This is a genomic window from Scytonema hankhaensis NUACC26, from assembly GCF_045865695.1.
GTDB lineage: Bacteria > Cyanobacteriota > Cyanobacteriia > Cyanobacteriales > Nostocaceae > Scytonema.
The window spans coordinates 62,872-82,862 of sequence record NZ_BAACAP010000211.1 but is presented as its reverse complement, the minus strand read 5'-3'; the positions used below and the strand labels follow the sequence as shown (position 1 = coordinate 82,862).

Genomic DNA, 19,991 nt, shown 5'->3' with positions numbered 1-19,991 from the left:
TGTGGTATCCCAGAGTTTGACGGTGTTGTCATCACTTGCAGAAGCAATCGTCTTGCCGTCGGGGCTGAAGCTGACGCCATAAACTTCGTCAGAATGCCCTTTGAGGGTTTTGAGTTCTCTGCCTGTGGTATCCCAGAGTTTGACGGTGTTGTCACCACTTGCAGAAGCAATCGTCTTGCCGTCGGGGCTGAAGCTGACGCTCAAAACATAAGCGGAATGCCCTTTGAGGGTTTTGAGTTCTCTGCCTGTGGTATTCCAGAGTTTAACGGTGTTGTCATCACTTGCAGAAGCAATTGTCTTACCATCAAGGCTGAAGCTGACGCCATAAACTTTGGCGGAATGCCCTTTGAGGGTTTTGAGTTCTCTGCCTTTTAACTCGTATACTGCTTGCCGTAAAGCAACAACAACTCGATCGCGTGTATTAGCTTCCATCCATTTTGACCAAATTGTTTGTTGCAGTTTTTCTCCTGCTTTAATATCTTCTACCAAAGCTTCTTCTTGGAGATTAGCAGTAAAAAGTGCTTCGGAAGATGAGGTAAGAGCGATAATTTGAGCATTTGTTTCACCAATTGTTGACTTAATGCCAAATGTCATAGCCACAGCTGTTAATGCTACCAATCCTACTCCTGCACCAGAAGCCATTCTTAATCGCTGTTTTAAAACTTGATTTAACTTTGCTTCTGCCAATTGACGTTTTTGTTTTTCTCTTTCTAATTCTGCTAATAATTCTGCACCGCGTTGTTGCCGAATAAAAGATACGAGATAATCATGAACTAGTTGAAAGCGATCTGCTGGAGATTGTGGTATCAAAAAGACTATTCCTGATGTCACTAAAATCTTTAAAACTAACTCTAATTTATCAACTTCGGCTGCTAAGACTGCTAAAGCATCTGCTAATTCAGTGTAGGTTTTCAACGGGCGGGTGTTATTCTCATCAGTGAGTAAATACAAGACTAATTGAGCAGCCCGTTCGTTTTCTTGTCCGCAATCTTTTACAACTTCGTCTAAATACCTTTGGACAAGCTGTTCTTTTGGTCCTTTTTCTTGATATTGTTTCAAACTAGTAATTTTCTCTGTTTCTAATTGCGACCCTACGACTTGCAACTCAATGGGGCGCACCTCTCCTTCTTCTACAGCTAAATCTCGCACCAATTCCTCAATGAGTTCTGGTTCTAAAGAGGAGGACCGTTGGGTTAAACTCTTAATGACCTTTCTCGCACCTTCGGGAGAAAAGTTGCCGAAATAGTAGCGAATTCCTTTATTCAGGATATCATTTTTTGTGACTTCTAAATTTGTGATGCGATCGCACTCCAACAAATAATGCAAATAATCTTCACGTAAAGAAAGAATCACCTTCACATAGGGAATATCCAAACTATCCAAAGCAAGTTTCAAAAACTGCCAAAACTCTTTTCGTTGAGATGGTTGAGAACAGTTAAAGAAAAACTCCTCAAATTGGTCAAAAATCAGAATAGTTAAGAAATTGCGAGTAGCATTTTGCCGTAATTGTTGAAGAACTTCATGATTTTGGATTTTAGATTTTGGATTTTGGATTAAATTAGATTTTAGATTTTGGATTTCTGATTTTGGATTTGATTGTACCTGGTTATCTGTTGTGTTACGAAGTACTTTACTCAATTCCTGCTGCCAATCACTGTAAAATCTAACTATCACAGGTAAAGGAATTCGGCTATCAATAGCAGGTATATTCTGCAATGCAGGTACTAATCCTGCTGTCAGCAGCGAACTTTTTCCTACTCCAGAGGGACCATAAATTACGACTAATTTTTGGTCATCCCGACTGATACGTTGAATTAATTGTTTAACATCTTCCTCTCGCCCAGATGTAACAATTTCTTGAGCAATGGTTCCTTGCTGAGAGGTTGTCCCGACATCACCGTACAATTCAGTCGAACCAACCGTTATCAAAGCAGGATGAATCACCTGTCGCTGAGATTGCAATCGTCCCGCACCAATGAAAGCGCGAAAACCATATTGTTGCTCAATGGAACGTTTCTCTTGTTTGAGTTCAAATGCTTCTAAATACCTATGTTGTTCGTAGTGGATCTCGCACAATGCGTTTAATATCCGTATGTAAAGCTGTGGGTTATAATCGGGCTTACATCCTTCTTTGGCTGTTTCTAAGTTATGTAGCGTTTCTGGTACTTGGTTTTGATGGTATTGAGCTTGAGATATTAAAAATTGATACCAACTTTGATAATGTCGTTTGATTTCAGGGTGTTCATTTGCTAGTTGTGCGATCGCTTCGAGGGCTATTGTTGCATACTGCTGAGTATCTTCCCAATGAGATTTTCCCAGTGCAACTTCTGCAAGGGAAGCATAAGCATTTGCCAGCCTGAGAGTATTGGGATATGTTGTGTGTAGTTCAATAGCAGTGTTAGCAACAGATTTTAATTCATCCCACCTAGCTAACTGTTGCAGCACTTCTCCCCAAGGGTTGATAAATTGAGCGACTAAATCGGGACGATTTGCTTGCTGTAAGATTTGCACGCAGCGATGATAATAACTTTCTGCTTGACGACACGCTGCTTCATACTCGGCTCGATGTAAAACCGCGTACCTTCGCCACCATAGCCCCAGGTGGAAGAGTACACAGGCTTGTCGGAGGGGATAGGGGATAGGGGATAGGGGATAGGGGACTGGGGACTGGGGATTGGTGATTGGGGCGGTAGAGGTGGCGGGGGTGGTAGGGGCGCAAGGCATTGCGCCCCTACAGGAGGGTGATTGTTCCCAGAATGCAAGGCTTTGTTCGTAAAGTTGACGCGATCGCTCCATTTGACTTTTACTATAAGCATCGCGTCCTGAAATAAATTGCTGACTGGCTTCTAGTTCTGGTTCGGAGTAGCCCTGGCTGTGTAATTCTTCTAATGCTGATTCAATCTCAGCTGCATCCATCCCTATATTTAATGCAGTATTATCTAAAAATCTGTCTCCACCTGTTTCTAGAATTTTCGCGAATAACCCATCTGCTTTTTTTTGGAGAACTTGAATTAATTCACTGGTAGAGATGGCAAATTTAATTGGTACGCCAGCGTATGTGTAAAAATCAGGTGCTAATTTTACGAACTTTTGCAGCACTAAATCGTTTATCCAGATGACTACGGGAAATGACAAACTTTGGGGAAAATCATCCCGTACTCGATTGATGGAAATCAATAAATCGTCAATGGCTGTGACTGACTGTAAGCCCAACACCATAATGGCATCTGTGACAGATGATTTATCTTTTGCCAGATGTGCTTGAATAATTAAATATAGATTTGTAGCTGATTTATCTAAAGTTATTTCTAGTATTTGTAATTGAGAGTTTTGCCGCAACTGTTCTAGAATTTGTTCTTGTAGATGTACGTAGTTGCAGCGTACTAAAATTAGGGAAAAGCGACCTTGAGAACGAGCGATCGCTCTTATCAAAGTTACTAGCGATCGCTCATTTTGCACGGAAATTTCTTCGAGATTTATTGGTTCGCTCATACCTAAAATTGCTTGGCTTCTGCTAATACGGGATTAATACCAAACCAGCGTCCTTCTTTATCTTGATATTCAAAGACAAATAAACTTCTTAATAAAGTTTGGTAGTCATCTTCACCACTCACACTTTGCTGCTGAACGACTTGACGGAGCAATTCCCATTCGGGTTTTGTTATAGATAGCACTAAGCTTTCGCGGTATTCGCGGATAGAATTTTCTAGGCATTCCCTTGATAAAGGCGGATCTTCTGACTGAAGACAACTGTAAAGCAGTCCTAGTAAATTTCGCACGTGACCCCCACTGATTTGACAAAGCCTGTTTAAAGTATCGGGAGTGTCGAAAACTTCTGCGATTAAATTCAATCTCAGTTCGGAGTTAACGGTGGGAAAAGCTCTTGCTAATACCATCTGTTGCAAAAGTGCTATCCCTTCAGAGCATGAACTTCCATCGCGTAACTGTACGGGAACCATCGGTAGTATCTTGGGACTGACTCCACCACCCAAACGATTCTTCATCGTCTCATACTCATTCGAGAATACCAAAGCTAGGGGTATTGTGTAAACCACATGGCACTTCAGCTTGCGTAACTCTTCGCCGCGATCGACAAACAAGTGTTCTGGTTGCGATCGCTCTCGGTTTTTCGCCCTTGGATCGACTCGATCCAAATTGTCTACAATCACCACCAGCCCTTTCTTACCCTTATCTCTAAGTTCCTGGTTAGCACGAGTTAAGAATTCTTCATTCAGAGATTCCAAAATATTATTAGTGCGAGGTTCCAGATATTGCCTCAACTGACTTCGCAAAAGAGGACTATCTTTTGTTTTAGCGCTAATTTTAGCAATACCTACAGATAACTCTCCCGAAAGTTCTTTGGGAGTTTGTAAAAATTCATGAATTTCACTTAATAGTTTGGCAAAATATCCCGGTCGAAGTTTAATTCCTACTGCTTCTAAACTTTCACTCACTGACCTGGCGATAAGCTGGGTACAGCTTGCGCTTCGCGAACGCCAGTAATATATCCGTAACATCTACATCAGCCATATCTAGGTCTTGTGTGGACTCAAAATATACCACATGAAAACCTTGCTGCTTTAACTCTGCTTCCAAACGGCGCAACTCAGTCGATTTGCCACAACCAATGTGTCCGGTAAATAATTGGCAAGTTGGTTTATCTGGAGAAAGGCGTGTAATTGTTCGTCCAAGTGCTTCAATCACCTTAGAACCACGTACCGAAGCAAAGTCTACATAATACTGTCTATCTTGAGGATTTGCCAAGACTAGAGTTCTGCTGGGGTTGCAACTGTCAAAAAATCTTTGCAAATCTAGTTTAAGTCGCATTCACCTGTCCTATCCGTAGATTTACTACTAGTTTGGCAATAACTTCAACTTTATTCGCTCTTTTTCCGCAAATTTTTCCAAGTGAGGCAGAAGTCAGTAGGTGCAAAGATTTCCAACTTTGCAGAGTCGGGAACTTGGCTACCTAATTCTCTAGTTTACATAGGGTTTTCAACACCTGTTTTAGCGATTCTCCTTCGGAGACGCTACGCGAACGCATCTTCCATGGTCAAGCGGACAGGTACATCATAAAATCCAGACAATCGCCACCAGCGATCGCCCCCATATGACTTCAAATTATTATACGAATGAGGTAGGGAGTTTTTACACAAAACAAGAGATGGATTTTTTATAGCATAAATTTACATTGTGTACATAACTTAACACTTGTGGGACAACCTGTTTGCGCCAGTCACTCTAAGCGAGGTTGGGGTTGATATTTTAGGGAGTTGTAGGCGATGCTTTCTGCTTCTCTTCTCAACATTTAATATCGTCACACAAATGGCAATTGTTATATTTAGGGGTACGAGCGTCAATATGCGCCAAACTTAAGATTCTGCTTGCAGCCAATCTTCTAAAGTAATCTCCGGAACTCTTTGCAAATCTGAGTCATGAGAAACTAGAATTAAGCCTCGTGTAATTGAGGTTGCTGCTATTAATATATCTGCCTCTTGTATGGGTGTACCTCTCTTTTTTAGATTTGCATGAATTTCGCAGGCTCTCTCGATAGTTTCTATATCATCTAAGAATAAAACCCTATATTGTCTGCACAATTCATTTAAGTCAGATAACTGTCTTGTGGCATTGGCATATAAAAGACCTCTTTTGACCTCATAATACGCTATGCAACTTATGAAGACATCAAGACCCTGACTCCGAACATCCTCTAATTTTTTTTTAATTTTGTCATTCTTCTTCAAAATATAGGAGACCATATTTGTATCTAGGAGGTAGCTCATTCCTACCATCTCCTTTCCACAGCTTCCTCATACATTTTTATTTGTTCTGGTGTTAAATCATTTAACGTTCCAGAAACCGCCTCTAGTACTAAAATACTGTCAATTCTCTTAACTAAATCATCATTAGTAATAGCTTTAATTTCTTCAGTTGAAAATCTCTTAAACAGATTTACCATAAGTTGAATCATTTCATCTATATTTAATCTTTCCTGATATAAGTTATTCCCTTGAATTAAATTTTTGACTATTTGACATATATGAGATAAAAGGATTTCTTTTTCTTCAAAAACTTCTTGCATAACTTACCACGAATTTTTTAGATCTTATCTAATATTACTCTAACACTGTCTTTAACACCTCGCCAGCCCATATCCTCCACATTTTGCACAATATGTCCTGCATCAACAAGAGGTTTCTTAAGTTTTTTGCTTAACAGGTTTTCATCAAGTACAATGAGCACGAGCAGTTCGCTCCCGATTCAGCATTGATGATTGCCATTGATTCTAAAACAACTAATACCTGAGCTTGCCAGTGTGGGAAATCTTCTAGGAATTCGGCTAAGCCTGCTTCACCTTCAAGGTAATCAAAAAAGGTTTGCAATGGAACTCGCGTTCCTACAAAGACAGGGGTTCCACTCATAATTTCTGGATCGGAGTGGATAATTCTTCGCTCGCGTAAAATCTTTTGAATGTCCATTACAGGTGTTCGCACTTTTCGTAGTAGTTTGAAGTCTCGGATTGAATTATAGCTTGTTTATAAAAAGCGATCGCTTATGATGGTTTTATCCTGCTTCACTAGTGCTTCTCCTTGTGTAACAACAGCATTTGCTTTTGGATTATTTTCTATAGCTTTTGTCTCTCAAGATACCGAGTTAGGTGAGGCTCGGTACTTTCTTGAGCGTCAGCCACATACAGTCATTACTCCTGAACCTTGCTCTAATTGGCAAATTGCTTTCAAAACCTGTAATAGCTGAATACTGTCCTCAGATTGAATTAGGTTCAGTAATGGCATTAACTGATAAGTAGGGGGATTTCCTCGTTCAAGACGGACAAACTGATAGCGATGACCGTTAGTTGCTAGTCCCCAAACGGATGATTGCTTTTCTAAGCTTTTAAAAGCGTAAGTCAGCAGTTGGGGTAAACCCTCAGCAACATCTACCGAACTGTTTTTTGTTTCTAGTACCAAAATCCAAAACGTATTTGCAGTCTTTGCTTGAGTGTTGCTCACTGCTAAAATATCCATCCGCCCTGTTATCTTTGTGTCCTCGTCTTCAATGGAGATAGCAATCGCATCTTCCATTGTCAAGCGGATAGGTACATCATAAAATCCAGATAATTGCATCAAAGGTGCGAGCGCCAAAAATTTAATTAAACCTTCAGACACTTTTCCCGCGTTAAAGTAACGTTCAAAGTCGTTACTAATGCGTGATAAATCCTGCTGTTCCAATTCCGTCAAAGACTCTAAAGTTAAGTATTGTGTAAACGATGAAGCATTTGACGTTTTTTGCGGTTTCAACAAGCGATGAACATCATTGAGAGATAAAGTACTCGCTGCTAGAGTAATTGGCATAGGTTTTTACCACGTTTTTTAGTACTAATGAACATACTGCACTATGAAAGGCAAGAGTTTCCATAGAGGATCTCTAAAAGGTTACGTATGATACCTCTTTCAGCAATTCTTGTCTAACTATGCTATAATTGCCAGTTTAAAAAACCATATGCTTGCTAGCCCACGAGCAATATTTGTCAGTTGACTGTTCCTTTCGAGAAGTTGGGGGTTTTAGACTTCTTTGATTGCTAGCTATAAGGTTGGTATTGGAACACACAACCAGTAAAGTCGAGCACGCGTTGTTCTACATCACGTCTTCAACACAACGTTCACCGTTACTTTCATCCCTGCCTTTACCAGCAGCCTTTATCAGTTTATCTACGCTAAACCGACTAATTTCACCATTCATCAAATTACTCATCCGTGGCTGCGTTTCACCAAAAAAGTCAGCTGCCTGTTCCTGAGTCCACCCACGCTCTAAAATATATTGTCTCAATTTTAACATGAGGTCAGCCCTCACTTTTAGATTTGCAGCTTCTTCAGTATCAAAACCGAGATCCTCAAACACGTTTTCACTACCTTGAATCACTACCATTGTTGTATCCTCAATAAAGTTGGGAATTTAACTTACCGAATTTTCTAGTTGGCAAATTGCTTTCAAAACCTGTACTAGCTGAATACTGTCGTCAGACTGAATTAGATTGAGTAATGGCATTAACTTATAGATAGGGGGATTTCCTTGTTCAAGACGCACAAACTGATAACGATGACCGTTTGTTGCTAGTCCCCAAACGGATGATTGCTTTTCTAAGCTTTTAAAAGCGTAAGTTAGCAGTTGGGGTAAACCTTCAAATACGTCTACCGAACTGTTTTTTGTTTCTAGTACCAAAATCCAAAACGTATTCGCAGTCTTTGCTTGAGTGTTGCTGAGTGCTAGAATATCCATCCGCCCTGTTATCTTTGTGTCCTCGTCTTCAATGGAGATAGCGAACGCATCTTCCATTGTCAGGCGAACAGGAACATCATAAAATCCAGATAATCGCATCAGAGGTGCGATCGCCAAAAATTTAATTAAACCTTCAGACACTTTTCCAGCTGCAAAATACCGTCGGAAGTCATTCTTGATTCTTAATAAATCCTGCTGTTCCAACTCTGTCAAAGGCTCTAAAGTTAAGTGTTCTGTAAACGATGAAGCTTTTGACGTTTTTTGCGGTTTCAATAAGCGATGAACATCATTGAGAGATAAAGTACTGGTTTCTAGAGTAATTGGCATAGGTTTTCACCGCGTTTTCTAGTACTAATGAACATACTGCACTATGAAAGGCAAGAATTTCCATAGAGGAGTTTTAAAAGGTTACGTATGATACCAATGCTCGGCAATTCTTGTCTAACTATGCTATAATTTAGCGTCTAAAAAACTATTGTTATCTTTTGGAGCAAGAGCAATTTGGTAACCTAGTGCATCAAGAAATTCGATTAAAGTATCTGCAGTCGTCGGAGATCTGACGAATCGATTCCGTTAGAAATAGAACAGAAATAGGTTTATATATAATACATAGTAGGTCATCATGAATTTGTCACTCACTCCAGAACTCGAGCAGTTTGTTCACACTCAGGTAGCAAGTGGGAAATACTCATCATTTGAAGAAGTTGTTTTGGCTGCTCTACAGAGCTTGGCAGAGCGCGAACGCATTTACAAGGGACGATTTGAAGAATTGCAACGGGAAATTGAGCTTGGTGTAGAAGCGTCTTTACGAGGAGAAGTTGTTGATAGCAAAACCGTTTTTAGCCAATTACAGCAGAAGTTACAACAACGTCGGGAGCAGGCTTGCTAGCCCGCGAGCAATATTTGTCAGGTTAAGTTGCTTCTAATTCCAAAAATTCCTGAATTGTCAAAATCGAAATTTCCTGAAATGGATGCAACACCAACAAATCATTATCTCCACTGATAATACAAGTTGCTTGTCCACTCAATGCTAACTCCAGATATTTATTGTCTTTTGGCTCTCGGCAAATATCAATATTTTCAGTTATCTCTACAAACTTAACTGTTTTGACAAAACTTGCCAAGAATAGTTTTCTCTCTATTACTGTAATATATTTATCAAATTTTTCTCTGTATAAAACTTCTTCGATTTCCGATAAAACAGGCATTGACATCAATACTCTACCAAATATCTGAGCCTTATCCAATGCCTGACGCGCTTTACCTTTTTTGATAATAACGGCACTAATAATGATATTCGCGTCCAGAACAAATAGCCTTTCAACGTTCATTAAGAATAGACTCCAAAATTTCTGGTGTTAAACCTCTGGCTGCGGCGCGATCGCTAATTTCATCCATAATTTCTCGCAATAAAGCAATATCTTCATCAGCTGGTTTTTGAAGTAATATACTAATTAATGATTGAATTTTCTGACGTTCTCTATGGGATGCAGACTGATATGCATCTGCCACTTCTGGAGTCACTTCAATAATAATTTGTTTCATTTTTTTATCAATTTTTTGTTAGCATTTGGGTCATAATGATTCTAGCAAATTTATTCTGTCGGCGCACCTAGCAAGCACTAGTGTCTCCCACAAAGGCGCTTCATCACCACGTAAGTAAGTCGGCGAGAAAAAACCAAAAGATGTAACGAAAAGTAAAATCTTTGTATTTGGCTCGTAGTTGTGTTAACTACACCTAATTGTAGGGGTGCAATGCCTTGCGCCCTTACGCCTGTATTGCATCGTTTATCTTGGTAGTAGAGCTACGCGAGCATACCTATGTCAACGTCAAGTAAAGCAAAAACTACCCAAATCGAAATTACACTTAGCGAAGAACAAAAGCAAACTCTAGAAAAAGCTGCTGCTATAAGATGTTTAACCTTGAGTGAGTATTTGGTTGAATTGGCTATAAACGCAGCAACAGAAGAAATACCAGAACCAGAGTCCATAGTTCTTTCTGAAAAGGACTGGGAAATTTTTGTATCGGCTATAGAAAACCCTCCGGAACTCAATCCAAGGTTGAAAGCAGCTATTCAGAAGTATAAAAGTGAATACAACAAGACATAAGTAATGGAATGGAGAGGTAAACAAGCGTTGTGAGAAATGGTAAAGTCAAATATATGTAGAGGTTGTAACTATGATCCAAGCCCTACCCAAACTAGTAACCTTTGAAGAATTTATTGAGTGGTTCCCCAACAACGGGAAGCGCTACGAGCTACATAACGGAGTTATTGTGGAGATAGCACCACCAACTGGAGACCATGAAAAAGTTGTCGGTTTTTTAGTACGTAAAATAACAATAGAGTATGACCGACTCAACCTACCCTACACCATTCCTAAAACTGCGTTTGTTAAAACTCCCAGCGCTGAATCAGTTTACTTACCTGACGTATTGTTACTCAATCTTGACAATCTCCCTAACGAACCTCTTTTTCAGAAAGTGTCAACGGTAATCTGTGCAGCATCTGTACCTTTAGTTGTTGAAGTTGTTAGTACAAATTGGCGTGATGATTACCATAAGAAGTTTGCGGATTATGAAGAGATGGGCATTCCTGAATTCTGGATTGCTGATTATAAAGCCCTGGGTGGTAAAAAATTCATTGGAGACCCCAAACAGCCTACCTTCTCTGTATGTCAGCTTGTTGGAGATGAGTACCAAATTACCAAGTTCACGGGTAATGATTTAATTGTTTCCCCTACCTTCCCCCAACTAAACCTTACCGCACAGCAGATATTTGATGCTGCTTTATAATTTGATAAACAAACAAAATTTTGCAACAATGACCCGCCCAGAGTTTTGGCAATACATTCTTGAACACCGAGAGGATGAAGAAGCTGTTTTGATTTATATCGAAAGATTCCAAGACCCAAATGCAAAGGTTTACCCACCAACCAAATGATTAATGGAATGGACTTTTTACAGGTGTTAAATGGAAAATTATTGAACCGCAAAGACGCAAAGAGCACGAAGGAAGAAGAAAAAGGAAAAAAATCATGCTATGGTTTTACATCGCTTTCACCACGCATAATTTTGAAAATATCTCTCACAACTTTATTACGAATGTCTGTTAAATTGGTTATGGTCAATTTTTTCTCTTTGAGTTGCTTAAAATATTCAACTAGGCGATCGCAGTGGCTTTCCAAATGTCCGTTATAACGCTTTTGTCTGTAAACACTCTGTAAAACAGGTTTTGTAGGGTTATTAGGCAAATCCTTGAGCAATTTATTAATTTCTGCCCAATCACTATTTGAGTGATAACAATTTAAAATAACTTTACATGTTGCTGCCCAAATTTTACCTAAGTCCGCAAATTGAGTCAGACGATGCGGATACAAACCCCTAACTAATTCATCTCCATCTTTAAAGATTCTTTCTAAATAAATTTTTATATTATCAGGATCTTTACTCTGCCGATTTCCTTCTTCTGCGATCGCAAAAGAATAAGTGAAAATTTTGAACGATTCATTTATTCGCTCTTCTAGCGTGCTTTGTTTCTTTTCGTCATCACATAATTCTAACATTCCCATTGCAAACAGTATAATACTTGAGTGCGTACCAAATAAATATGTAGAGCGCTCCTCATCCGAATAATTATTTTTTAATATCGAAAAATCAATATTTATGACATTTTTTTCTTCATCATAAATTTTCTGACATTCTCCACTACCTTCTTGCAACTCCTGAATTAATGGAACAACTTGTATTTGAATATCACCATAATTTTCATAGTATCTTTTATTTCTCATATTATTATGCTAGAGTGATTGTATCTTTATCCTCTTTCCATCTAATAACCTATGCAAATAGAAGACTATTTTGATTTCCTTATGCCTAATGATATTCGTCTAAGAGGTACTAGAGTAGGTATTGAAACTGTCCTTTATGATTTCATTCATCGCGCCCGTACTCCAGAAGAGATTGCTCAAACTTATCCATCCCTTACTTTAGAACAGGTATACGCTACGATTCTCTACTATCTACACAATAAAGAATTTGTGAGTAAGTATTTAGCTGACTGGTTGGAGTGGAATCATCAGCAAGTTAAAGCGCAACACCTTAATCCCTCACCTGCTGCAATTCGTATGCGGAAACTGAGAGCAGAACAAAAAGAAAACAATCAAGTCAATGACACTCAATTATCTGCTTGACGAGAATGTAGACCCTAGCTATAAAACTCAACTCACACGACTTAATGCTAATTTAATAGTCTGGATAGTTGGTGAACCAAACACCCCTGCAAAAGGAACATTAGATCCAGAAATCTTACTTTGGTGTGAAGAATATGGCTTTGTCTTAGTGACTAATAATCGTACATCAATGCCCGTTCATCTAGACGAACACATTGCCCAAAATCGTCATGTTCCTGGCATTTTTATTCTCAATCCTAAATTAAGTATGGGGCAAAATATTGATGAGTTGGTTTTTATTGCTGAAGCAGCTTTTGAAAATGAGTATCAAGACCAAATTGTTCATTTACCCCATACGTATACGCTTTACTGATGAACAGGAGTGGTATGAAGACTTTTGCTTAGAGATCCAGCCAAAGTAGAGAAACTGAATGCGATCGCAAAAGCTTTCGATAACGTAGAAATCATAACTCCTGTCACGAGCAAAAGTTAGATGGTACTTGCGTTACTCAACAATCGCTATCACATTATTCGTGCGTTGGGAGGAGGTGGGTTTGGCGATACTTTTCTGGCGGAAGACACCCATTTGCCTTCCCGTCGCATCTGTGTCATCAAGCAACTCAAACCCGTGACGCACAAGCCTCAAGTCTATCAACTGATTCAAGAACGTTTTGGTAGAGAAGCAGCAATTTTAGAGGAACTGGGTGAGGGACACGAACAAATACCTAGACTATATGCTTATTTTGTAGAAAATGAGCATTTTTACTTGGTTCAGGAATGGGTTGAGGGTTTGACGTTAAGTCAAAAAGTTCAAGAGGAAGGGCTTTTTAGTGAGAGGTTAGTTGGAGAACTATTGGTAAATCTTCTACCAGTTTTGGATTATATCCATACAAAAGGTATTATTCATCGAGATATCAAGCCCGGTAATATTATTTGGCGAAAACAAGATGGGAAGCCTGTTTTAATTGATTTTGGTGTTGCTAAGGAAATAATGACGACTGTAGTGGACGAGCGCGGAGAAATAACTAGCTCCATTGTAGTTGGAACTCCAGGTTTTATGCCGCCAGAACAAGCCGCAGGTAAACCAGTTTATTCTAGCGATTTATATAGTTTGGGGTTGACGGGAATTTATTTACTCACTGGTAAGCGTCCCCAGGATTGGAAAACAAATCTTGAAACGGGTGAGATAAGTTGGCGTGCAGAAGTTAATATTAATAACAACTTAGCAAATGTTTTGGATCGGGCAATTCAATCTCATCCACGCGATCGCTATCCGAATGCCAAAACTATGTTAGCTGATTTATATCACCAAGACATGGGGACTAGGGACTGGAGATTGGGGTCTAGGGATAGAGAAAGACTGAACTACAATTTCCACTCTCCAATTACTCATCGCCAAGAGAACATCCTTACAGAAAAAACACTAAGAACAAAGATTCCTGAAAACGACCAGGAGTATCGCAACCGTCAAATATTACTCAACAAAGTAAAAAATTACTGGGTAAAAGGAGTTTTAGAAACTTCATTACACGGAGTTGCTCTCATTGAACTGGGATTGGAAAATCGCTTTGATGCTTTAGATCGTCCTTGGGGTATACTGTGGGAAACTCCCGCACAAGCTAGGCAATCCTTACCAGAGAACACCAGAATTATCGATTTATTTCAACAGATGGGGGCTGGGCGATCGCTATTAATTTTAGGCGAACCCGGTTCTGGAAAAACAACAACACTTTTAGAACTAGCTCGCGATTTACTACAAGAAGCCGAACTAGATATAAACCAACCCATTCCCGTAGTCTTTAACCTTTCAGCATGGGTAAATGAAAACATAACAATCGCCGATTGGTTGGTGCGAGAACTGAATACAAAGTATCAAGTCTCAAAAGAAATTGGCAAAACGTGGATTAAGAATCAACAATTACTGCTATTACTAGATGGGTTGGATGAAGTTTTAGCTGAACGTCGAGATGTCTGTGTAGAAGCGATTAATAAATTTTGCCGAGAATATGGAGAAACAGAGATTGTCGTTTGCAGTCGAATCAAAGATTATGAAGCATTATCCAATCGTTTCCGCTTTCAAGCGGCTGTTTTTATTCAACCACTCACTTTAGAACAAATTCACCAATATTTACAAAATGCAGGTTCCGAACTGAGTGCAGTACAAACCGCACTTCAAGGCGATACAACAATTCAAGAGTTAGCCAAATCGCCCCTGTTACTCAGTATTATGACTCTCGCATATCAAGGGATGTCAATGACGGATTTACCAGGAATGAGTTTGGAAGAACGCCGCCAACATTTATTTGATAAGTATATTCAAAGAATGATCGAGCGCCGAATGTCCAGAAGATTGTATTCTAACGAACAAGTTCTTTCCTGGTTGAGTTGGCTGGCGCAAAGATTAAAAACACAGTCACAAACAGTATTTTTAATCGAACGGATGCAGCCTAGCTGGTTTCAAAATCCTTGGCAAAAACGTCTTTATGTAATTAATATTTTATTTGTTTTTCTATTGCTAGGGTTACCAATAGGATTATTATTAATACCTATCAATCGAGTTTTCTTAGCACTGAGTTTCACAATAATATTTTTTGGGCTAATTTTTGGATTTGACCGCATTCATCCTGTAGAAACTTTAAAATGGTCTGGGAAAAATGCTAGCAATAGTCTAATCGTTGGGATGATTTGGGGACTCCTTTTTGGAGTGCTATTAAAGTTATCTGCTGCTACATTATACGGAGCGATAGATATACAAAATTTTGTAAATTATGTCGTTAATCTTCCAATTTCCGGATGGATACGTGGTATAGTTTTCGGTTTGTGTTTAGGATTTATTTATGTTCTCATTCGTGGGTTAACTGGTCCGAGTATCCAAACTCTGTCTTTTCCCAATCAAGGAATTAGGCAATCAGCAAAAAACGCAATTGTTTTTGGTTTAATAGGCTTTTTACTACTAGGCTTAGCCGCAATGATATTGCGCTGGCGAATTCTAGTTTGGGGAATTTTTGGTTTATTGTTTGGAGTTGCAGCTGGAGGTGGAGAAGCTTGTGTAAAACATTTAATTTTCCGAACGATTCTCTACTTTCATGGTTGTATTCCTTGGAATTATGCCCGGTTTCTCGATTATGCTACCGAACGTATATTTTTACAAAAAGTTGGCGGGGGTTATATATTCATCCATCGCTTGCTATTAGAACACTTTGCTGATAAGAAACTTTGATGAACAAGTGTACGTCCGCACTACTAAGTCTGGCAAACCAAAGGTCCTCGTAACGCATCGCATCGTTTATCTTGGTAGTAGAACTACCAAAGTGTACCTATATCATAAGGAGTAGACTCTGAAAAGTGTAGAACAAAAGAAAGGCGGCGTCGAACAACTTATAGGACCGATAGTCGCTCTTCTTGGCTTTATATGTTTGATACAGTGGTACGTGTTTGGCGATTTGCGATCGCGACCCGATCCGGTGTTTAGCCAAAGACAGCCACAACTCGTGATGAAAGGGGGCGATCCTTATATTCGCGCCCTCATGCGAACGATTTCAGCTAGTGAAGCGAGTGGTAATCGTCCCTACTCGCTGTTGTATGGAGGACAACAAGTTAATAATCTCAGTCGTCATCCTGAGATATGCGTCACTATTATGACTGGTCCAAACAAAGGCAACTGTTCTACAGCTGCTGGTAGATATCAAGTTATAAATACAACCTGGTATAAAATTGCATCTCGCTATCATCCAAGCCCCAATCAGTTTATGTTTTGGTCTTCTTATAGTTTTGAAGCAGAGTATCAAGATATTGTTGTTTATCGTTGGCTAAGCGATTCCCGCGTTTGGGGAACAGACATATCTCAACAACTCCGTCAAGGACAGGTAAAAAACGTTTTACGTCGGTTATCTCCTACTTGGACAAGCTTGGGTTATGGTATCGAAACGAACTCTGTTAGTCGGTCTTTGCCAGGTATTTATCAGAAAATGTTACAAGAAGAATTGACAGTTCAGTAATCAGTAATCACCTGACCAGTGACCAGTGACCAGTGACCAGTGACCAGTTAATTAGTTTGTTTGTCGGTTACTCGTTCCCAGGCTCAGCCTGGGAATGCATTCTAAGAGGCTCCGCCTCAAGAAAAAAATTTACTAACACTTTCAACAAAAGCCAAAGTATCTTCAAAATGAATATTATGTCCTACCTTACCAATAACTTCTAATTGACATAATTTACAAAGATCGGTAATTTTTGTATTAATATCTACAAATTTTCCATCGTATTCGCCAACTAGTAAAAGCAAAGAAACTGTATTATCTTTCAATTTTTCCCATAAAGAAGGTTGTTGTCCGGTTCCCATAAAACGTAATGACTTTGCCAATTCAATTGGATGATTTTGCAATCGACTTTCTATAAGATTGTCAAATTGAGGATGCTTTTTAATCGAGCCAAAAATCTCCTGCTCGTACCAGTTAGACAGGTAAAGCACAAAATCATTCCTTTCAACACTTCTTTCTAGTTTTCTAGCAATTTGTTCGTCACGTTTTATCCTCTCTTCTCGCTCGGCATTTGTTGCTAAACCGGGAGAAGCAGATTCTAAAACAACTTTTGAAAAACGATGTGGAAAATGAAGGGTGAGATACAAAGATAGTCTTCCACCCATTGAATAGCCCAATAAAAAGCATTGAGAAATTTTTAGTTCGTCTAGTAAATGGATTAAAGCTATGGCAGTGTTTGCCATTGTATAGCGATCGCTCTCCCCAATAACTTGTGTTTTTCCATGTCCGGGAAGGTCAACTGTGAGACAGTAAAAGTCGTTTGATAGTAATGCGATCGCATCGTCAAACTCATGGCTGTTACCCATGAATCCGTGTAGAAAAAGAATCAGTGGCTTGTTTGAAGAACCAGTGAAGCTGTGGTGAAATTGATAGTTTTGTGAATTCATGGGTAAGACAGGAACGGAACAGATCCAATTGTAGGATTGTGGGCGATTTCCTTTTCCTCCGAGTTCGAACCTCAAACCCGATAAACGATCGTCTTCAAGGCAAAAATCTATCTAACGCCGCCTTAAGTTGTTCGAGTTCATCTTCAATATTGCCCTCTTTTGCTGCTCTGGCAATACACTCTGTTAAATGCTCATCTAAAACAATTCTCGCTACCCGATCTAAAGCCCCTCTGACAGCAGCAATTTGCAACAACACATCAGGACATGGGCTACTTTGCTGCACCATTGTTTTAATCCCCCGAATGTGTCCTTCTATACGCGATAGCCGATTGACAATTCGCCGTAATGACTCTTCACTATGAACGTGTGCGTGAACCGAATGTTCGTGCTTGTGATGATGTTGCGTATTCTCGCGATCGCTATTGTCACGAAGTAAATCCTCTTCCTGTTGAGAAACTGGTAAGGATTGTTTAGGTAATCGATTCGATCCATTCATAGTTTTGCTTGAAAGAGTGCAGCCAGTCAATTAAATCCTAACCTAGTCAGGAAAAATGGGTATGAGGGGTATGAGGGGAAACTTGGAGTGGAAAACAACCGTCAATGGACAGTAATTGTCATCAAACTGTAAAAATAAGTTATAGAGACTATTTTCTCATCTAGTAACAATTTAAGCTAAAACTTTAGGTTGTGATTATGCGATTTTCCCAATTACCCCGATCGATACGTCAACTGACTACTCACGTGTTAGCAATTGTTTTGGGAGTTGTGTTAACTGTTAGCACTTTGCGCGTGTCACCCTCCCAAGCAGAACCAGCACCTATTTCTCCAACGGCTGATTCACAACAACTCATTGCACAACGCTCCTCACCAGCGACTACCGCTATTGGCAATAATAGCTTTGTGACAGCAGCAGTCAATCGTGTCGGCAATGCAGTTGTGAGAATTGATACCGAACGTACTGTTTCTCGTCGCGTTCCCGATCCTTTCTTTGACGATCCCTTTTTCCGCCGCTTTTTTGGGGATTCTTTTCCACGACAAATGCCACAAGAACAAATGCGCGGTTTGGGTTCGGGTTTTATCATTGATAGAAGTGGTTTGATTGTTACTAATGCCCATGTGGTAGATAAGGCTGATAAGGTAACAGTCCGCCTCAAAGACGATCGCACTTTTGAAGGTAAGGTACTAGGTGCTGATGAAGTTACCGATTTAGCAGTCGTGAAAATCAATACTGGTGCGGATTTACCAGTTGCACCTTTGGGTTCTTCATCAAACGTACAAGTGGGAGATTGGGCGATCGCATTAGGAAATCCCCTAGGATTAGATAACACCGTAACTTTAGGCATTATTAGTACTCTCAGACGTTCTAGCGCTCAAGTGGGTATTGGTAACAAGCGATTGGATTTTATTCAAACTGATGCAGCCATTAACCCTGGTAATTCTGGAGGTCCTTTACTCAATGGTCAAGGTGAAGTTATTGGTATCAACACAGCTATTCGTGGTGACGCCATGGGTATTGGATTTGCTATTCCTATAGATAAAGCCAAAGTCATCGCCGCTAAACTGCAACGAGGGGAAAAAGTCGATCACCCATTCATAGGCATACAAATGCTGGATTTAACCCCTGAAGTGGCAAGGAGAATCAACTCAGATCCTAATTCTCCGGTGCAAACTCCAGAAATTAATGGTATTTTTGTCGTCCGAGTTGTACCAAACTCTCCTGCTGCTGCTGCTGGCATTCGTCCGGGAGACGTAATTGTTGAAGTTGATAGACAGCGCGTGAATAAGGGAGAACAGTTGCTGGAGATCGTAGATAGTAGTCGAGTTGGTCAAACATTGCAGTTGAAAGTACAAAGAGGCAACCAAATACAACAAGTTTCGCTACGCACGGCTCAATTGCAAGATGCTTCGTAGAGGGACAAGGGATTAGGGACTGGGGACTGGGGACTGGGTATTCCTCTCGTTCCCCAGCTCCGCATCCTCTCGTTCCCAGGCTCTGCCTGGGAACGAGGTCAACCTGCGAGATTACCCCATCCCAGTTCTTTTCTAATTCCCAATCCCCATTCGCGAATCCCCAGTCCCCTTTGATGTTAAAAACTGACGCAAACTTAACAAATTCAAAGTATGCCCCAAAGACAGGGGTAAAATTGTGACTCCTTCTATGCGAGACTGCACCCAGCCTTCTCCCCAGTACCATTCGTGAAACCCGTCTATTCCTTGACTCAGAAGTAAGCGCAGGCAGTCGGAACCCATGACATCCACATAATGGTGAATCGCAATCGGTCCGCTACGAGTCACAAACTCAAATCCAGGTTTAAGCTCTTCGAGCATTCCAGAGGAAAAATGACCAAGAGGTAGCCATTTTTCTAGTTCCACTGGACGTAGTATACTATTGCGAATTGCGATCGCTGATGCTTCTATTTCTATCCGTAGTTGGCTTTTCTGAAAATTACCTAACATTTTTTAATAAATTCGTAATTTACAATTTGCTATGGCAATCCTAAATCATTTCTTGAGAATTTGAAATTATTGCTATATTTGCTCATTCCCAATCCCCAGTCCCTAGTCCCCAGTCCCTAATCCCTAGTCCTATCGCTCGTGTTTAAGTTAAGTTTTGTTATAC

At 39.9% G+C, this 19,991-nt stretch carries 22 protein-coding genes and 2 pseudogenes; 10 read left to right on the top strand and 14 right to left on the bottom strand.

The window, feature by feature from the left end:
• The 8 genes and pseudogenes from ACKTT2_RS27090 to ACKTT2_RS27055 form a co-directional block, all read right to left on the bottom strand.
• The coding region (locus tag ACKTT2_RS27090; RefSeq protein ID WP_407892402.1) for an NACHT and WD repeat domain-containing protein at positions 1-3,492 on the bottom strand (3,492 nt) is incomplete at its 3' end.
• Between the two features lie 2 nt (positions 3,493-3,494).
• Positions 3,495-4,827: pseudogene (locus ACKTT2_RS27085) on the bottom strand (P-loop NTPase fold protein).
• A 545-nt stretch (positions 4,828-5,372) separates the two neighbouring features.
• Positions 5,373-5,783 (bottom strand): PIN domain-containing protein, encoded by a 411-nt coding sequence (locus ACKTT2_RS27080; protein WP_407892400.1) that lies wholly within the window; start codon positions 5,781-5,783, stop codon positions 5,373-5,375.
• A gap of 2 nt (positions 5,784-5,785) precedes the next feature.
• A complete protein-coding gene (locus ACKTT2_RS27075; RefSeq protein ID WP_407892398.1) occupies positions 5,786-6,082 on the bottom strand; it encodes a hypothetical protein in 297 nt (98 codons plus the stop codon).
• 130 nt (positions 6,083-6,212) lie between these two features.
• Positions 6,213-6,479, bottom strand: a complete 267-nt coding sequence (locus tag ACKTT2_RS27070; RefSeq protein ID WP_407892396.1) for a DUF433 domain-containing protein — start codon at positions 6,477-6,479, stop codon at positions 6,213-6,215.
• Between the two features lie 204 nt (positions 6,480-6,683).
• On the bottom strand, positions 6,684-7,352 hold the full coding sequence (locus ACKTT2_RS27065) for a restriction endonuclease subunit R (protein WP_407892394.1): 669 nt from the start codon (positions 7,350-7,352) through the stop codon (positions 6,684-6,686).
• A 283-nt stretch (positions 7,353-7,635) separates the two neighbouring features.
• Positions 7,636-7,926 (bottom strand): helix-turn-helix domain-containing protein, encoded by a 291-nt coding sequence (locus tag ACKTT2_RS27060; protein WP_407892392.1) that lies wholly within the window; start codon positions 7,924-7,926, stop codon positions 7,636-7,638.
• Between the two features lie 27 nt (positions 7,927-7,953).
• Complete coding sequence (locus ACKTT2_RS27055) at positions 7,954-8,604, bottom strand: restriction endonuclease subunit R (RefSeq protein WP_407892390.1); 651 nt, start codon at positions 8,602-8,604, stop codon at positions 7,954-7,956.
• A gap of 295 nt (positions 8,605-8,899) precedes the next feature.
• Here ACKTT2_RS27055 and ACKTT2_RS27050 point away from each other — a divergent pair, with 295 nt between their 5' ends.
• Entirely contained in the window at positions 8,900-9,166 is a 267-nt protein-coding gene (locus ACKTT2_RS27050; protein ID WP_407892388.1) for a type II toxin-antitoxin system ParD family antitoxin, read from the top strand.
• A gap of 22 nt (positions 9,167-9,188) precedes the next feature.
• On the opposite strand, the gene ACKTT2_RS27045 is transcribed toward ACKTT2_RS27050, so the two are convergent.
• Together ACKTT2_RS27045 and ACKTT2_RS27040 are read right to left on the bottom strand one after the other, a co-directional pair.
• Positions 9,189-9,608: a putative toxin-antitoxin system toxin component, PIN family gene (locus tag ACKTT2_RS27045; protein WP_407892386.1), complete on the bottom strand. Its 420-nt coding sequence runs from the start codon at positions 9,606-9,608 to the stop codon at positions 9,189-9,191.
• Positions 9,598-9,822 carry a hypothetical protein gene (locus tag ACKTT2_RS27040; protein WP_407892384.1) on the bottom strand — a complete coding sequence of 75 codons (225 nt, stop codon included), beginning with the start codon at positions 9,820-9,822 and terminating at the stop codon, positions 9,598-9,600. The genes ACKTT2_RS27045 and ACKTT2_RS27040 overlap by 11 nt, the downstream gene beginning before the upstream one ends.
• Before the next feature lie 276 nt (positions 9,823-10,098).
• Here ACKTT2_RS27040 and ACKTT2_RS27035 point away from each other — a divergent pair, with 276 nt between their 5' ends.
• From ACKTT2_RS27035 to ACKTT2_RS27025, 3 genes are all read left to right on the top strand, one after another.
• Positions 10,099-10,386 (top strand): type II toxin-antitoxin system TacA family antitoxin, encoded by a 288-nt coding sequence (locus ACKTT2_RS27035; RefSeq protein WP_407892383.1) that lies wholly within the window; start codon positions 10,099-10,101, stop codon positions 10,384-10,386.
• Positions 10,387-10,456: 70 nt separating this feature from the next.
• Positions 10,457-11,071 (top strand): Uma2 family endonuclease, encoded by a 615-nt coding sequence (locus ACKTT2_RS27030; protein WP_407892381.1) that lies wholly within the window; start codon positions 10,457-10,459, stop codon positions 11,069-11,071.
• Positions 11,058-11,219 carry a DUF6887 family protein gene (locus tag ACKTT2_RS27025; protein WP_407892379.1) on the top strand — a complete coding sequence of 54 codons (162 nt, stop codon included), beginning with the start codon at positions 11,058-11,060 and terminating at the stop codon, positions 11,217-11,219. Before ACKTT2_RS27030 ends, ACKTT2_RS27025 begins: the two co-directional genes overlap by 14 nt.
• 97 nt (positions 11,220-11,316) lie before the next feature.
• Here ACKTT2_RS27025 and ACKTT2_RS27020 read toward each other — a convergent pair whose 3' ends face one another.
• Positions 11,317-12,066, bottom strand: coding sequence for a hypothetical protein (locus ACKTT2_RS27020; protein WP_407892377.1), 750 nt, complete (start codon positions 12,064-12,066; stop codon positions 11,317-11,319).
• Between the two features lie 51 nt (positions 12,067-12,117).
• On the opposite strand from ACKTT2_RS27020, the gene ACKTT2_RS27015 reads away from it, so the two are divergent.
• From ACKTT2_RS27015 to ACKTT2_RS26995, 5 genes and pseudogenes are all read left to right on the top strand, one after another.
• Positions 12,118-12,468, top strand: coding sequence for a DUF433 domain-containing protein (locus tag ACKTT2_RS27015; RefSeq protein WP_407892375.1), 351 nt, complete (start codon positions 12,118-12,120; stop codon positions 12,466-12,468).
• Entirely contained in the window at positions 12,446-12,820 is a 375-nt protein-coding gene (locus tag ACKTT2_RS27010; protein WP_407892373.1) for a hypothetical protein, read from the top strand. Before ACKTT2_RS27015 ends, ACKTT2_RS27010 begins: the two co-directional genes overlap by 23 nt.
• Positions 12,821-12,940: 120 nt before the next feature.
• Positions 12,941-13,750: pseudogene (locus ACKTT2_RS27005) on the top strand (protein kinase domain-containing protein); the annotation flags it as partial.
• Positions 13,736-15,667, top strand: coding sequence for an NACHT domain-containing protein (locus tag ACKTT2_RS27000; protein WP_500691404.1), 1,932 nt, complete (start codon positions 13,736-13,738; stop codon positions 15,665-15,667). The pseudogene ACKTT2_RS27005 and the gene ACKTT2_RS27000, both read left to right, overlap by 15 nt.
• Positions 15,668-15,827: 160 nt before the next feature.
• The gene (locus tag ACKTT2_RS26995) at positions 15,828-16,445 is read left to right on the top strand and encodes a glycoside hydrolase family 24 protein (RefSeq protein WP_407892413.1); all 618 of its coding nucleotides are present in this window, start codon (positions 15,828-15,830) and stop codon (positions 16,443-16,445) included.
• A gap of 116 nt (positions 16,446-16,561) precedes the next feature.
• Here the strand turns inward: ACKTT2_RS26995 and menH are convergent, their stop codons facing one another.
• The gene (gene menH / locus ACKTT2_RS26990; protein ID WP_407892371.1) at positions 16,562-17,371 is read right to left on the bottom strand and encodes a 2-succinyl-6-hydroxy-2,4-cyclohexadiene-1-carboxylate synthase; all 810 of its coding nucleotides are present in this window, start codon (positions 17,369-17,371) and stop codon (positions 16,562-16,564) included.
• Positions 17,372-17,465: 94 nt separating this feature from the next.
• Entirely contained in the window at positions 17,466-17,867 is a 402-nt protein-coding gene (locus ACKTT2_RS26985) for a metal-sensing transcriptional repressor (protein WP_407892369.1), read from the bottom strand.
• A 197-nt stretch (positions 17,868-18,064) separates the two neighbouring features.
• Here ACKTT2_RS26985 and ACKTT2_RS26980 point away from each other — a divergent pair, with 197 nt between their 5' ends.
• A complete protein-coding gene (locus tag ACKTT2_RS26980) occupies positions 18,065-19,282 on the top strand; it encodes an HhoA/HhoB/HtrA family serine endopeptidase (protein ID WP_407892367.1) in 1,218 nt (405 codons plus the stop codon).
• Between the two features lie 132 nt (positions 19,283-19,414).
• On the opposite strand, the gene ACKTT2_RS26975 is transcribed toward ACKTT2_RS26980, so the two are convergent.
• The gene (locus tag ACKTT2_RS26975; protein ID WP_407892365.1) at positions 19,415-19,828 is read right to left on the bottom strand and encodes a hypothetical protein; all 414 of its coding nucleotides are present in this window, start codon (positions 19,826-19,828) and stop codon (positions 19,415-19,417) included.
• Positions 19,829-19,991: the final 163 nt, after the last annotated feature.

Coding starts and splice junctions, on each gene's coding strand:
- ACKTT2_RS26980 (WP_407892367.1), top strand. CDS start 18,065: ATGCGATTTTCCCAATTACCCCGATCGATACGTCAACTGACTACTCAC.
- ACKTT2_RS27060 (WP_407892392.1), bottom strand. CDS start 7,926: ATGGTAGTGATTCAAGGTAGTGAAAACGTGTTTGAGGATCTCGGTTTT.
- ACKTT2_RS27020 (WP_407892377.1), bottom strand. CDS start 12,066: ATGAGAAATAAAAGATACTATGAAAATTATGGTGATATTCAAATACAA.
- ACKTT2_RS27080 (WP_407892400.1), bottom strand. CDS start 5,783: ATGAGCTACCTCCTAGATACAAATATGGTCTCCTATATTTTGAAGAAG.
- ACKTT2_RS27000 (WP_500691404.1), top strand. CDS start 13,736: ATGTTAGCTGATTTATATCACCAAGACATGGGGACTAGGGACTGGAGA.
- ACKTT2_RS27015 (WP_407892375.1), top strand. CDS start 12,118: ATGCAAATAGAAGACTATTTTGATTTCCTTATGCCTAATGATATTCGT.
- ACKTT2_RS27075 (WP_407892398.1), bottom strand. CDS start 6,082: ATGCAAGAAGTTTTTGAAGAAAAAGAAATCCTTTTATCTCATATATGT.
- ACKTT2_RS26985 (WP_407892369.1), bottom strand. CDS start 17,867: ATGAATGGATCGAATCGATTACCTAAACAATCCTTACCAGTTTCTCAA.
- ACKTT2_RS27070 (WP_407892396.1), bottom strand. CDS start 6,479: ATGGACATTCAAAAGATTTTACGCGAGCGAAGAATTATCCACTCCGAT.
- ACKTT2_RS27040 (WP_407892384.1), bottom strand. CDS start 9,822: ATGAAACAAATTATTATTGAAGTGACTCCAGAAGTGGCAGATGCATAT.
- ACKTT2_RS27065 (WP_407892394.1), bottom strand. CDS start 7,352: ATGCCAATTACTCTAGCAGCGAGTACTTTATCTCTCAATGATGTTCAT.
- ACKTT2_RS27035 (WP_407892383.1), top strand. CDS start 10,099: ATGTCAACGTCAAGTAAAGCAAAAACTACCCAAATCGAAATTACACTT.
- ACKTT2_RS27045 (WP_407892386.1), bottom strand. CDS start 9,608: ATGAACGTTGAAAGGCTATTTGTTCTGGACGCGAATATCATTATTAGT.
- ACKTT2_RS27025 (WP_407892379.1), top strand. CDS start 11,058: ATGCTGCTTTATAATTTGATAAACAAACAAAATTTTGCAACAATGACC.
- menH (WP_407892371.1), bottom strand. CDS start 17,371: ATGAATTCACAAAACTATCAATTTCACCACAGCTTCACTGGTTCTTCA.
- ACKTT2_RS26975 (WP_407892365.1), bottom strand. CDS start 19,828: ATGTTAGGTAATTTTCAGAAAAGCCAACTACGGATAGAAATAGAAGCA.
- ACKTT2_RS27055 (WP_407892390.1), bottom strand. CDS start 8,604: ATGCCAATTACTCTAGAAACCAGTACTTTATCTCTCAATGATGTTCAT.
- ACKTT2_RS27050 (WP_407892388.1), top strand. CDS start 8,900: ATGAATTTGTCACTCACTCCAGAACTCGAGCAGTTTGTTCACACTCAG.
- ACKTT2_RS27010 (WP_407892373.1), top strand. CDS start 12,446: ATGACACTCAATTATCTGCTTGACGAGAATGTAGACCCTAGCTATAAA.
- ACKTT2_RS27030 (WP_407892381.1), top strand. CDS start 10,457: ATGATCCAAGCCCTACCCAAACTAGTAACCTTTGAAGAATTTATTGAG.